At 62.8% G+C, this 13,768-nt stretch carries 8 protein-coding genes and 1 tRNA gene; 3 read left to right on the top strand and 6 right to left on the bottom strand.

Going from position 1 to position 13,768, the window contains the following annotated elements; translation table 11 throughout:
- The first annotated feature begins 83 nt into the window (after positions 1-83).
- The 3 genes from MU846_RS02485 (at position 84) to MU846_RS14725 (ending at position 1,977) form a co-directional block, all read left to right on the top strand.
- A complete protein-coding gene (locus MU846_RS02485; protein WP_246947929.1) occupies positions 84-1,268 on the top strand; it encodes a pyridoxal phosphate-dependent aminotransferase in 1,185 nt (394 codons plus the stop codon).
- A gap of 71 nt (positions 1,269-1,339) precedes the next feature.
- Positions 1,340-1,415: transfer RNA gene (locus tag MU846_RS02490), tRNA-Asn, on the top strand.
- A gap of 334 nt (positions 1,416-1,749) precedes the next feature.
- Positions 1,750-1,977, top strand: a complete 228-nt coding sequence (locus MU846_RS14725) for a Panacea domain-containing protein (protein WP_246947932.1) — start codon at positions 1,750-1,752, stop codon at positions 1,975-1,977.
- A gap of 756 nt (positions 1,978-2,733) precedes the next feature.
- On the opposite strand, the gene MU846_RS02500 is transcribed toward MU846_RS14725, so the two are convergent.
- The 6 genes from MU846_RS02500 to MU846_RS02525 all read right to left on the bottom strand — a co-directional run bounded on the left by MU846_RS02500 (position 2,734) and on the right by MU846_RS02525 (position 13,764).
- On the bottom strand, positions 2,734-4,665 hold the full coding sequence (locus tag MU846_RS02500) for a polysaccharide biosynthesis protein (RefSeq protein ID WP_246947935.1): 1,932 nt from the start codon (positions 4,663-4,665) through the stop codon (positions 2,734-2,736).
- Between the two features lie 269 nt (positions 4,666-4,934).
- A complete protein-coding gene (cysN, locus tag MU846_RS02505) occupies positions 4,935-6,605 on the bottom strand; it encodes a sulfate adenylyltransferase subunit CysN (protein ID WP_246947937.1) in 1,671 nt (556 codons plus the stop codon).
- A 146-nt stretch (positions 6,606-6,751) separates the two neighbouring features.
- The gene (gene cysD / locus MU846_RS02510; protein WP_246947939.1) at positions 6,752-7,666 is read right to left on the bottom strand and encodes a sulfate adenylyltransferase subunit CysD; all 915 of its coding nucleotides are present in this window, start codon (positions 7,664-7,666) and stop codon (positions 6,752-6,754) included.
- Positions 7,667-7,779: 113 nt separating this feature from the next.
- Positions 7,780-8,865 (bottom strand): family 8 glycosyl hydrolase, encoded by a 1,086-nt coding sequence (locus tag MU846_RS02515; protein ID WP_246947941.1) that lies wholly within the window; start codon positions 8,863-8,865, stop codon positions 7,780-7,782.
- The gene (bcsD, locus tag MU846_RS02520; protein WP_246947943.1) at positions 8,858-9,334 is read right to left on the bottom strand and encodes a cellulose biosynthesis protein BcsD; all 477 of its coding nucleotides are present in this window, start codon (positions 9,332-9,334) and stop codon (positions 8,858-8,860) included. Before bcsD ends, MU846_RS02515 begins: the two co-directional genes overlap by 8 nt.
- Complete coding sequence (locus tag MU846_RS02525) at positions 9,331-13,764, bottom strand: cellulose biosynthesis protein BcsC (protein WP_246947945.1); 4,434 nt, start codon at positions 13,762-13,764, stop codon at positions 9,331-9,333. Before MU846_RS02525 ends, bcsD begins: the two co-directional genes overlap by 4 nt.
- Positions 13,765-13,768 lie beyond the last annotated feature (4 nt).

Genomic DNA, 13,768 nt, shown 5'->3' on the forward strand with positions numbered 1-13,768 from the left:
CGGATCAGGTAGTATTAGCCGCCCGCGCGCCTGCCAAAGCCAAAGCGCGCCTCCAACCCACCCACTCGATGAACGAGGAGTGCATGTCCGAACTGCAGCTTTCCGACCGCGTACAACGCATCAAGCCCTCCCCCACCCTGGCAGTTACCTCCCGTGCCGCCGAATTGCGTGCACAGGGCAAGGATATTATTGGCCTGGGGGCCGGCGAGCCTGATTTCGACACGCCGGATCATATCAAAGATGCGGCCATTCAGGCGATCAAGGCCGGCAAGACCCGTTACACCGCAGTGGACGGAACGCCGGGGCTGAAGCAGGCCATCATCGCCAAGTTCAAGCGGGAAAACGGCCTGGAGTACAGCGCCAACCAGATCCTCGTTTCCAGCGGCGGCAAGCAGAGCTTCTTCAACATGGCGCTGGCCATGTTGAATGACGGCGACGAAGCCATCATTCCGGCACCCTACTGGGTCTCCTACCCGGACATGGTGCTGGTGGCCGGCGGCGAGCCGGTGATTCTCGAAACCACCGTCGAGAGCCGCTTCAAGGTCAGCCCCGAGCAACTGGAAGCCGCCATCACGCCGAAGACACGCCTGTTCGTGATCAACAGCCCCTCGAACCCTTCCGGCGTAGCGTACACCGAGGAAGAGCTCAAGGCGCTGGGCGAGGTGCTGCGCCGGCACCCGCAGGTGCTGATCGCCACGGATGACATGTACGAGCATATCCTCTGGACCGGCAAGCCGTTCGTGAACATTCTCAATGCCAACCCGGATCTGTATGACCGCACCATCGTGCTCAACGGCGTCTCCAAAGCCTACAGCATGACCGGCTGGCGCATCGGCTACGCAGCCGGCCCGGCGAAGCTGATCGGTGCCATGAAGAAAGTGCAAAGCCAGAGCACTTCCAACCCTGCGTCGGTCAGCCAGGAAGCCGCGCAAGCAGCACTGGAAGGCTCGCAGGAGTGCGTGGCGCACATGGTCGAGGCGTTCAAGGCACGCCACGACTGGCTGGTGGCAGCGCTCAATGCACTGCCCGGCGTAACCTGCCTGGCAGGCGATGGCACTTTTTATGCCTTCCCGGATTTCAGCGGCGCCATCAAGGCCAATGGACTGAAGAATGATCTGGAACTGGCCGACAAGCTGCTGGAAGCCGGCGTGGCACTGGTGCCCGGCTCCGCCTTTGGTGCGGAAGGCTGCTTGCGCCTGTCATTCGCAGTCAGCCTGGATACATTGAAGGCCGCTGTGTCGCGTATTGAAGCTGCACTGACCAAATAAGCAGCAAACGCACCCTCGGGGTATTGACCGACCACGGGGGTGTCACTACCATACGCGCCGTTGCACGTTATTCCGCCTTAGCTCAGTCGGTAGAGCAACTGACTGTTAATCAGTGGGTCGCTGGTTCGAGCCCAGCAGGCGGAGCCAAAACAAATACCCCGGTCGTTAGAACACACTAACACCGGGGTATTTTTTTATGCCTTGGGTAAACGGTTTGGTTAGTAGCTCACATGGCGCCTCAGTATGGCATTACGCGTGGCGCCTTCTGCTAAAGTAACGCCAATCACAAAATACTGGCCATATGGCCAGTTATCGTATACAAACAAGCGTAAGCTTTCGAAAACCATAGCTGACAGGCTTCGTGCGCCGGACCGAAAACTGGAACCGGGTTGTGGCATTTAACCTTGACGATCAGGGGATCAACCCGCACCTTCATCAACGGGGCCAATGGGCGAGCAACCTTCATTACCAAGGAGGGGTTGTGTACGACGTTCTCACCGTTGCCGACACCATCCTGAAGGCTGCTAAATCTCGCGATCGGAGACTCACCCCGATGCAGCTCATGGAACTTGTTTATATTGCCCATGGATGGAACTTGGGCATGCGCAATATTGATCTGTTCCAGAATCGGATTGAAGCGTGGCAGTATGGTCCGGTTATTCCCGATTTGTACCATGCCACAAAGCAGTTCGGGCGCCGCCCTCTATGACTCTCGCCCAAACAGCTTGGCAAAATACAGTCTGTTCTTTTTTGTGGCGGCATTGGCGCGGTCATATCTTCGCTGATAAAGCGCCAAATGGATCGGCTTGAGGCCAGCACCAAAAACTGACGTTTTTTTATAACCCCACACTATTTCGCGCCGAGCCTGGCTGCCCCCTCGCAGGATTGGCAGCGCTCGTGCCGGCAAGCACCATGACCTTTTCTCGTCGAGTCCGACGAGGCCGATTATGACTCAATATTTTTTCACCGATTAACACGATAACCGCGACCAGCGAACGTTGATACGACGTCAAGCGCGGTGCTTACGCTCCTTATCAAGCGGCGGCACCTTCCAGCGTTGAAACAATAAATACTGCCAAAAGCGGCAATACGCGACTGGCAAAAACTTTCAGGCTCGTTGGCGGGGTGCTCGCGATGAACACGCTGAGCGCCTCGGCAAGCTGCGTTGCGGCCTTGATGATTGTATCGGTCGCGACTGGTTGGCCACGGCAGCTTGCACTGCCTGACTCTGATGGCAAGGCGTGTCGGCTGCGTGGCTATTTAATCAAGCGATAGCGCTGCTCCCGGTGCGGCAAAGCGGCGTCACAGCAGAGCAGAACAGCAGCCACCAAGAATATGGAGAAAAAAAGCCCGGTGCAAAACGACAGCCCAAGGGAAAAAGCAGGAGTGCAAGAATGGAGAAAAAATAACCCCGCCGAAGCGGGGCCTGATCTTGCCAGGTGATTCTCGCCTGGCGGGTGTCCGGTCAGTGAAAGACCGCCACCGTTTTTTCCGGCACGCTTTCGGAAGCGACCAGCGAAGCGGCTGCTTCGCCGCTTGGCGCATAACCCTCGACATGGCTGCGCAGCAGCGCCCGCAAGGCATCTTCATCGCCCTGCTCCAGTGCGTAGCGGAATGCTTCCAGCGCCGCCTCGATTTGCGTCAACGGCAGGAAATCCTCCCGCGCTTGCATGATCATCGCATGGTCGGTGCCCAGGCCATCATCGCCGAACAGCAGCTCTTCATAAAGCTTCTCGCCCGGCCGCAGGCCGGTGTAACTGATCTCGATATCGCCCTCCGGGCGCCGGTCGTCACGCACCGTATAGCCCATCAGGCGAATCATGGTGCATGCCAGATCGTAGATGCGTACCGGCTCACCCATATCCAGCACAAACACTTCACCGCCATTCGCCATCGAGCCCGCCTGGATCACCAACTGGGCGGCTTCGGGAATGGTCATGAAGTAGCGGGTCACATCCGGGTGCGTCACGGTAACCGGTCCGCCGCTGCGGATCTGCTCGCGGAACAACGGCACCACTGAGCCGGAGGAGCCAAGCACGTTGCCAAATCGAACCATCGAGAAAAGGGTGTCACTGCCCCGCGCCGACATCGCTTGCAGGATCAATTCGGCAAAGCGTTTGGTGGCGCCCATCACGTTGGTGGGGCGAACTGCTTTATCCGTAGATACCAGAATAAACCGCTCGACCCCCGCTTCTTCCGCCGCCTGGGCGGCGGTGAGGGTGCCAAAGATATTATTGCGCACGCCTGCCGATGGGTTCATTTCCACAATGGGAACATGCTTGTAGGCGGCCGCGTGGTAAACCGTCTCGACGGCATGGCGGCGGCAGGTCGCCTCCAGCAGGCCACGATTGATAACCGAGCCGAGCACGGCGACGATTTCCAGATCACGGCTGGGCCGCAACTGGGCCAGCTCTTTTTCCATGCTGTAGAGCCCGAATTCGTTGTGCTCCACCAGCACCAGGCGCTTGGGCGCCAGCTGGACGATCTGCCGGCACAGTTCACTGCCGATCGAGCCTGCGGCGCCGGTTACCAGCACACTGCGGCCGGTAATGCAGGCATGCAGCAGGTCCTCACGGGGCGGCACCGGATCGCGACCAAGCAGATCCTCGATGGCCACATCGCGCACCTCCTCGATGCGCGCCAGTCCAGCGACGATATCGCTCATTGCCGGCACGGATTTGACCTGCACGGAAAGCTTTTCCAGAAAAGTGATCACGCGCAGCCGCTGGGCCCGTGTGGCCGATGGCATGGCCAGCAGCACTGTGCCCACGCGCCCCTGCCGGATGTAACGGCTCAAGCCTTCCCGGTTCAATACCGGCAGCCCTTCGATGGTCGTGCCGTGCAATGACACCCGATCATCAACGAAAGCGAGCGGCAGGAATTCATGGCCACTGCGCAGTGCGGAGGCGAGCTGAATCCCCGAGTTGCCGGCGCCGTAGATGGCCACGGGCACCCGGTGGCGCCGGCCATTCACCGCCCACGCGAGATAACGTCGCAGCACAAAGCGGCTACCGCCAAGGTAAAGCACGCCCAGCGCCCAATAGATGATGAACACCGATCGTGGCGTACCGTGGGCGCCGAACAAGTAGGCGGCGCCGGCCAGCACCAACGCGCCCACAGTGATTGCCGAGGCGAGGGAAATAGCTACATCGCCGCTGAGGTACCGCACCATGCCACGGTAGAAACCGAACACATACAGAAAAGGAACGGTAAGCAGCGGCGCCGCAGCAATCAGCCACGGCTCCTGAATCACGGGGAACGGGTGCCCTACGCGAACGGCGTAGGCAAGTACAAAAACCAGCGAAAGTGCCAGCAGATCGGCCAGCAGCAGGATCATCTGCTTGGTCGATCGCGAAAGCCCCAACAACCAGTGGTGACAACGTTCAAACTGTTCCATCAGTTCATGTCTCCATACGACACCCACAACGCAGTGCCGGTGAGCCAATATCCTGCAGGATTGCCCCGCAAGCTGCCGCGCCCGAACGCCCGTCGATATCACCAGCTCCAGGCCGGCGACACACCGCCTGACCTGCCGGTTACTACCATTGTTACCAAGGGTGAACGGGGAATCGCCGTGCCATCATACTCCGGGCCAGCGGGCTGTCCATAGGTAATGCCTTGCCGTCTGGCGGCTGAAAGCGCCCTGTTCCCAGACAGGGCGCATCATCAACCGATCAGGTGCTGCTCTCGCAGCGCTGTCAGCACCGCCTCGGCGGCGCTGTCGTCGTCCTGAGCCAGCGGCGCGAGTGTTATTTCGCCCTGCTCGGAACGGGCTGCCAGCTGTCGCGGCCCATCTGTGCCAGCAACGTCGATCACCAGCAAACCCGCGCCCAGCAAGGCATTGGCGGTGTCCTCACTGCCCTCCCCGAGCAATACCGGGTAGGCGCCGGCTGCAAACAGCGCTGCCTCCAGATACTCGGCAAAGGCGGCCGCCCCCTCGCCACTGACGGTAAGCCGCGCTGCCTGTTGAGACAGTCGGCGAGCACGCAACTCGGCGGTAACCGGCGGCAGGCTTTTACGCCCTTTTACGTCATCCGCTTCGGAAATCACCATTCCCGCGCCGACAGTCACGTTGCTGAGGCGGTCAATCAGGATCAGGCTGCCCGTTGCGCGGCACACCTGATACGGGTCGAAGGCCACGGCGCGGGTCAGCTGGATGCGGCACAGCGCGATGCCGTTGAGCGGCAACTCCCCTGCTTCGTGTTTCTCCAGCGTGTTGACGTCGATCTGATGCTTGATCTCGGTAATCTGGCCGCTGGTGAAGGTGGTGCCGAGCTTGAAATCGTAGGTCTTGCCGATCACCAGCGGCTGCTCGTGCATCCAGACCACATGCGCCATGAACGCATGGCCCAGCGTCACGGTATCGTCCGCTGCCACCAGCATGTCGCCGCGAGAGATATCAATTTCATCGTTGAGGGTGAGCGTAATCGCCTGGCCTGCAAACGCCAGTGGCTGCTCTCCCTCCCAGGTGACCACCGACTTGATCGTGGACGTCTTGCCGGACGGCAGCGCCTTCACTGCCAGCCCCGGCCGCACTTCACCAGCGGCGAGCGTGCCGCAGTAACCCCGAAAGTCCAGGTTCGGGCGATTCACGTACTGCACCGGCAGCCGCATCTTGCCCAGCACTTCGCCGCGCTGGATCGGCAAGGTGTCCAGCAATGTCAGCAGCGGCTGGCCCTGATACCACGGCATCTGCGTGCCCTGATGCACCACGTTCTCGCCCACCAGCGCCGACATCGGCACATAATGCACATCCGGCACATTCAAGCCGGCAACGAACTCGGCATATTGCTGCCGGATCTCGTCGAAGCGCTCCTGGCTGTAGCCCACCAGATCCATCTTGTTGATGGCGATGACAAAGTGGCGGATGCCCAGCAATGCACAGATGAAGCTGTGCCGGCGCGTCTGAATCTGCATGCCATAGCGAGCATCAATGAGCAGAATGGCCACCTGCGCGGTGGAGGCACCGGTGGCCATATTGCGGGTGTACTGCTCGTGGCCGGGGGTATCGGCAATGATGTATTTGCGATGATCGGTGGCAAAAAAACGGTACGCCACATCAATGGTGATGCCCTGCTCTCGCTCGGATTGCAGGCCATCCACCAGCAGCGCCAGATCAACCGCCTCGCCGGTGGTGCCGTGCCGGGTGCTGTCCTTGGTGATCGCGGCCAGCTGATCTTCGAAAATAACCTTGCTGTCATGCAGCAAACGGCCGATCAGCGTGGATTTACCGTCGTCCACACTGCCGCAGGTGATGAAACGCAGCATGTCCTTGGTTTCGTGCTGGCGCAGGTAATCTTCAATGTTGTCGATCTGCGGTGCTTCGTACATGGCCATCTCCGATGGCAGTTGCGGGCCGCGAGCTGCGATCCCCTTCGGGAGCGCCCGAGTCGCTCCCCCGACAACTGCTCATTTCCTTTGTCGATATGTCAGTGTGCAGGCGATAGCGGGAGCCGGCGCTTGCCGGCAATAAATAGCCGTTATCAGAAGTAGCCTTCGCGCTTTTTCTTTTCCATCGAGCCGGCTTCATCATGATCAATGGCGCGGCCGGAGCGCTCCGAGGTGCGCGCCACCAGCATTTCCTGGATGATTTCCGGCAGCGTTTGCGCGCGAGATTCCACCGCGCCGGTGAGCGGGTAGCAGCCCAGCGTCCGAAAGCGCACATGTAGCTTCTGCGGCTGCTCCCCGTCCGCCAGCGGCAGCCGGTCGTCGTCCACCATCACCAACATGCCGTCGCGCTCTACCACCGGTCGTTCTGCGGCGTAATAAAGCGGCACGATTTCAATGCCCTGCAAATAGATGTATTGCCAGATATCCAGCTCGGTCCAGTTCGACAGCGGGAACACGCGGATCGACTCGCCCTTGTTGATGCGGCCGTTATAAAGATTCCACAGCTCCGGGCGCTGGTTCTTCGGGTCCCAGCCGTGGAAACGGTCGCGGAAGGAATAGACACGTTCCTTGGCGCGGGATTTTTCCTCATCGCGCCGGGCACCGCCAAACGCTGCGTCGAAACCGTATTGGTTGAGCGCCTGCTTCAGGGCCTGCGTCTTCATCACGTCGGTGTATTTGGCGCTGCCGTGATCAAACGGGTTGATGTTGGCGGCCACGCCATCCGGGTTGGTGTGCACCAGCAACTCCATACCGGCTTCTTTGGCCATCTTGTCCCGGAAGCTGATCATCTCGCGAAACTTCCAGGTGGTATCCACATGCAGCAGCGGGAAGGGCGGCTTGCCAGGCGCAAACGCCTTGCGGGCCAGGTGCAGCATTACCGAGGAATCCTTGCCAATCGAGTACATCATCACCGGGTTGTCGAACTCGGCCGCGACTTCGCGGATGATGTGGATCGATTCAGCCTCCAGCTGCTGAAGATGGGTCATGCGATGTTCTGGGAGCACCATAGCGTCAGTGTCTTCAGGTTACGGCGGCCGCAAAAACCGCCTGAGGATAGAAAAAAATCAGGGCCGAATCATACACCAAGGACGGCCGTTAGGCACCCGCAGCCGGGCGGCCGCTATTGGCAGAGCAGCACCGGCCGGCGTGTGTCGCGCTCGATCATGGCCAGCCGCGTCAGCATCGCCAGCGATGCGGAATAGTAATCCTGCGTGGCCAGATCCCGCGCCTCGGCAGGCAGCTGGTGTTCTTGCCGCAATAACGCTCGCACCGCCAGGCCGCCGGGAGAAAGACTGTATTCCGCCTGTCGGCCATTGCGCACATCGACCCAGGCTGGTGGCGCCGGCTCCTCCCAGAAGCGCTGGATATCGCATAGTGCCTGGCAGCCATGGTGCGCCTCGCCCCACATGAAAAACAGCGGGATGCGCACCGCTTCAAAACCGAATCTCGGTGGCTGATCCGGGGCCGGCGCCACGCTGCCATCGGCGGCCAGCGCCAGCCAGTCCGGCGGCAATTGCAGGACACCCGTGCGGCTTTCATCCAGCAACTGCTGCGCATCGCGATACAGCGCCTGCCACGGCCCGCCAGCATCCACCCGATGAAACTCACGCAGCGCCGGCATCACCAGATAGGATAAATTCAGGTGGAGCCGGTCATCGTGCTCGAACCCGTCACGCCCCGGCAGCAGTACCGTGTAGCCGCCATGCTCACGCACCAGATGGCTGGCAATATCAGCTCGCACCCGTTGCGAGATATCCCTATAGTGCGGCTCGCGCCAGCGCTCCCAGGCGCGCCACATGGCCCAGGCAATCATCAGATCACCGTCGCTGGCATTATTGCGATCATGCACCGGCGGTTCCTGCGCCGGATCGTAGCGCCACGCGCTGAGTGCATCACTGCGTATTTGCAGATTTTCCTGCGTCCAGCGCCAGATCAGATCGAAGCGCTCGCGATCCCCCTGTGCGACCGCCAGCAATAGCCCCCATCCCTGCCCTTCACTATGGCTGACGCCGCCGTTACCCGTATCAATGACCCGGCCACCGGGCGTGATGAACAGTGCCGCATACGCTTGCCACAACGGATCATCAGCGATCAGACTGCCGCCGCTGCGCCCGCCCGGCTGAGCACAGGCATTCTGACTCAGGCTCCAGAGCAGCAGCCAGAGGAGGCCGAGGCGGCCTGACTGGTGCAGCGGCGCTTTAGCCATACACAAACTCCAGCGGCGCATCCGCCCGCACCTGGCTCGCCCGTATCGGCACCACTTCGCCGCCGCCCTGCTGGCGCAGCCAGGCACCATAGATACCTTCAAGCACGGCTGCCAGCGATGCCGGCCACTCGTGCTCCACACGCACGTCCACCCTCGGCCATGCACCATGCACGATATGGATACCGTCGCCCTGTGGTTGCATAGCACACCAGCCCCAGTTGATCCGGTGCCAATGCGTATTGATGGCCGCCACCATTTCTTCCAGTGTGTCGTAACGCTCCAGTGGCATGGTGTCGGCCATGCAGGCGCCCAGGTGGCGCAGAAAATCTTCGGCCTGATCCCCCGCCGTGGCTTTCAGCTCACGCATCAGCACACCCAGAAACGCCCGCCATTGCCGGCTGCCTTGTTGGGATTCGTGGTACACCACACTGCGTGCGAGCCAGTCTCGCCCGGCCTGCTCATCGCTCACTGTCCCTGCTCCATCATATAGTTGAGGTGGATCAGCGCAGACGTCTCGGAATATTCGCCAAAGGTATCGTGGTCGATCCGTGCGCCGAACTTGAGGCCGGGGCCGATCAGATAATCCATCCCCAGCCCCACATTCAGGCCCAGCCCGCTGTCGCTGTCGGCGCTGTATCGCGAGGCCGGCAGCACACCGGAGGTGGCGAGAATATCCATCCACATCTGCTCACGCGGGCGGGTGGGGAAATACGCGCTTTCCTCCTGGCTGTAGCTCTGGAACCCCGGCGCAAACGTAGCGTGCCAGGTAAACCGCTGACGGGTCTGGCTGTAGGTGATCGGCACCGACAGGCTGACAAAACTCTCCGGGCTGAAATAGCCCCCATGGCCGAGCGTGAAGTAGCCGAGATTGTCGCGAAACCCCATGTAGTTGACGTTAACACCGGCCTGTAGCGAGCGGTACTGCTCCCGGATCGGGCGCAGATAAGTGCCCAGCCCGATCAGCACAGCGCGGTTGTCCGCCACCTGGCGGCCGGTATAGCGGTACAACCCCACATTGCCGTAAAGCCCGAGATAGCCGTCGTCATAACTCAGGCCGAGATCGCCGCCGGTACGCACCACGCCGCCCCAATAACGGCCGGTCACCGGATCTTTGACACCGCCATAAGACAACAGGCTATCGGTGACAGCGCGGCGCTGTGTGCGCAACAACAGCCGCGCCCCTGGCGCAATTTCCGGCTGCCAGAGCAGGCCGCCGACAATATTCTCTACCTCGAACCCAAGCGGCGAGCTGCCGATATCCGCCTGAAAAGCGCCATCCTGCCAACCCAGCGACAAGCCCAAGCCAGCCGCTGATTGCGCATCCGGGGTGCTCGCTGCGCGGGAATACGCAATGGCCCGGCCCCGCAGTGATGTCACCAGTTGCTCGAAACCGACACTGCTGGCGAGGTAGGCCGCGGCGCTGGAATCATCCAGCGACAAATCCGCGCTGCCGAATTCGCGGATCAGAAAATCGTCCACAAACGCACGCTGGGCAACACTCAGCGCATCCAGATCCAGGCCCGCCTCGAATAACAGATTGCGTGACGCCGCCGACTCGAAATTCAGCTCGGCGGTGCGCAGGCTGGCTTCCAGCGCGGCCAGCTCTTGCGGCGTTGCCGTGCCGGAGGCAATTGCTGCATCCAGCAGCTCCTGCGCGGCGATGGCGTTGCGGGCCGCTTGCGTGCCTTCCAGCAGCAGCGGCTGTACACCGGCAAGCGTGTCATCCAGCTCATCGGCACCGGCAACCAGCGAGCCACTCCCGAAGCGCGACCGGGCATCACCCTTCACCGAGCCGGAGTTGAGAAATACCGGCGCGGCGCTCAGATTCAGCCGCCCGCTTTCAAACGGCACCACCGAAAGCGCTACCTCGCCGCGCACTTCCGTCAGCCCGGACAACCCCGATTCGCCATCGCGATGACGCAACGCCAGCGTGCCATCCACCTGCGGTGCCAGCTCGCTGTGCAGCTGATCCAGAAAAGCATCGATCTCCGCGATGCGTGTCATTTCTGCCGGCAGCGGCCGGCGGCTGCCCGGCGCTGCCGAGGGCGGTGCATCCGGCAATCCATAGGCGCCTGCACCGGAGGGCCGGTAGGCCGGGGCATCAGCGGCCCAGTTGTCGTAGCCCCAGCTCTGCCAGGCCGTGGCCGGCGGCGCGAGCGGCGCGCTGGCATCCCCGCTGCGGGCGGTGCCGTCGGCGAGCGCCGATGCGGTATCGAACGCCTCCGAGGCATAGCGGCGCTGGCTCCCATCACTGGGCTGCCAGCTACCCGGCGTGGCGTGCTGGCCGGGCAACCAGGCACCCCGCTGCGTGGCAGCGGGCGCCGGCGCGCTGGCCATTGCCTGCCAACGGCTCTGGCGCCCCGCCCCACCCTTGCGGCGGAACGGATTACGCTCAAGATCGGCCAGCACCTCGGCCTGCCACGGATCGTGCCGCGCCAGCGAACGCGCCTGCTCTGCCTCACGCGCTTGCCGTGCCAGCCGCTGGGCTTCGCGCTTTTCACCCTGTAAATGCGCCGTGCGCGCCGCCAACAGAAGCAGCGGAGGCTCCGTCAACGGCGCCGCATCGGCCAGCAACTGCTCGGCCCGGCTGGCATCGCCTGCGGCCAGTGCGCCCTGAATCGCGGCTTGCCGGGCGTCACTGCTGCCGGCTTCCCGCGACAGCACATAATCCTGCACCTGGCGTGCTTCGTCGTGCATATCGCCTTGTTGATAAAGCCTGCTTAATGCCAGCAACAGCGGCGCGTCTTCCGGCGCCCGATTGAGCTCGCGCACCAGTTCGTCGTATGCCTGCGCCAGTGCACCCTGCTGGCGCAAGCGATCCGTGCGCGCCACCACCAGCCCGCGGCGGACATCTTCCAGCTCGCGCAGCGTGGCGAGTTCACCCGCAGCAACCTGTGCCAGCCGGCGCAACAGCCGCTCGGCCTCGAATTCCTCGCCGGCCTTGGCCAGCACGCTGACATGATCCAGATAATGCTGCGGTTCGATGTCATCGCTTTGTGCCAGCTGCGTGGCCAGGTCACGGCGCACCAGCACCAGTGCCAGGGTTGCTTCGCCGTGCTCCACCAGTGTTGCCGCTGCCGCGCCCAGCTCACGCGCATCGGTAGGTGGCGCGTTGTAAAGTTGTTGCAGGGCACGATCAACTTGCCAGGGGTCGTTGCTGGTGAGCGTAAGGTCCAGTGCCGCGATGCGCTGGCCGCGCTCCGCCGCCGCGAGCAGCGCCCGGCTGTCTGCGTCGTGCTCTGTCGCCGGGATGCGGCGCAGCAGTTGCACGGCGTCATCCCAGCGCGCCTGATCCGCAGCCAGCACTGCCGCAGCACGCAGCCCTGCCGGCGTGGCCATGTCGCCGCTGACCGCCCACATCAGCCGCTCCGCCACCGCGGGCTGGCCCCGCTGCTGTGCCAGCCGCGCCAGTGCCAGGCGCACCCAGGGATCATCCGGTGCCAGCGTCAGGGCCTGTTGCAACAGGGCTTCGCCGCGCTCGGCCTCGCCACGAGCGATCAGTATTTCCGCATCTTCACGCAGCACATCGACGCGCTGCTGGCGCACATCAACCTCGCCCCGTGTGACTGGCGGCAGGCTGGCGAAGAGGCGTTCAGCCTCATCAAAGCGACGTTGCGCCAGCAGCGCGTTCGCCAGCCCGCTGCGGGCGGCGATCAGGCTCTCGTCTTCTTCCAGCAGGGCGCGAAAATGCCGCTCGGCAGCCACCGGCTGGTTACGCCGCAGCAGGATATCGCCCTCCAGCAGCCGCGCATCACGGCCACGCTGGGCGTCCTGCGTCAGCGGGATCAGGCGCGCTTCAGCGGCGTCGTAATCTTCTGCCGCGACCAGTTCGCGCACCGCCGCCAGCTCGCCGTAGAAACGTGCGCTGGCCAGCGCATCGCGCCATTGTGACGCCTGTTCCGGGGCCAGTCGGCTGGCACGCGCAAGCGATACCTCGGCGGCCCCGAATTCCCCGGCCCGCAGTTGCACCAGCCCCAGGCCCGCCAGCGCCTCGGCATCGTTCGCGTCCGCTTGCAGCGCACGGTTGAACGCCGCACGGGCTTGTTGATCGGCCTGCCGATCCAGCGCCGCATACCCGGCAGCGCGATCGGCACCGGGCATCGGGCGCTGGCTGTCGGCCAGCTTCTGGCGAATCGCTGCATCATCGGCAAAGCGCGCCAGATAGCGGCGGAAATAACCTTCGTGCCGCTGCTCTGCGGGCAGCCACATGAGCGCCTGTCGCCAGAGCTGGCGGGTGCGCTCATCGACGCCTTGCTCGGCCAGTTGCTCGAACATGCGAATACCGTCGGTGCGGCTGCTCTCGCGCCAGGTCAGCACCTCCGCCAGCGCAACACTGGCGGCACGGTCGCCGGGGCTTTGTGCCACCAGCTGCTGCAACCCGCGCCGGGCGTTATCCCATTCCGCCGGCACGCCGGCCATCGTCTGGTAGTATTCCAGCGCCAGATCGGAGGGTGGATCATCCGCTGGAAACAGATCGTGATAGCGGCTCAGAGCGGCCTGCGCCTCGCCACTTTGTGCCAGCCGTCGCGCTTCCGCCAAACCAGCGCTATCGACCCTGCCACGGCGGCGCAGCTGCTCCAGCTGACGGGCTTCCAGGCTATCAGGGGCCGCCCGCCCCAAGCGGGCGGCCCAGCGGTTAACTGCGGCTTCGTCGCCTTCGTTCATGGCCAGGCGTGCGAGCCGGTACAACGCCTGGGGATCATCCGGGGCGATATCCAGCACCCGCCGCAAGGACTCTGCGGCAAGATCATTGCGCCCGTTCGCCTCCCAGAATTCGGCCTGCCGGTACAGCGCCCGCAGGCCATCATCGGCGGGTGGCGCCTGCTGCGCGAAAGCGGGATTACCGAACAGGCTGATCAGCAACAAACCGGGCAACACTATGGCGCGTAACAGCATCATGCAG

The sequence above is a fragment of the Alcanivorax quisquiliarum genome (assembly GCF_023051175.1).
Taxonomy (GTDB): Bacteria; Pseudomonadota; Gammaproteobacteria; order Pseudomonadales; family Alcanivoracaceae; genus Isoalcanivorax; species Isoalcanivorax quisquiliarum.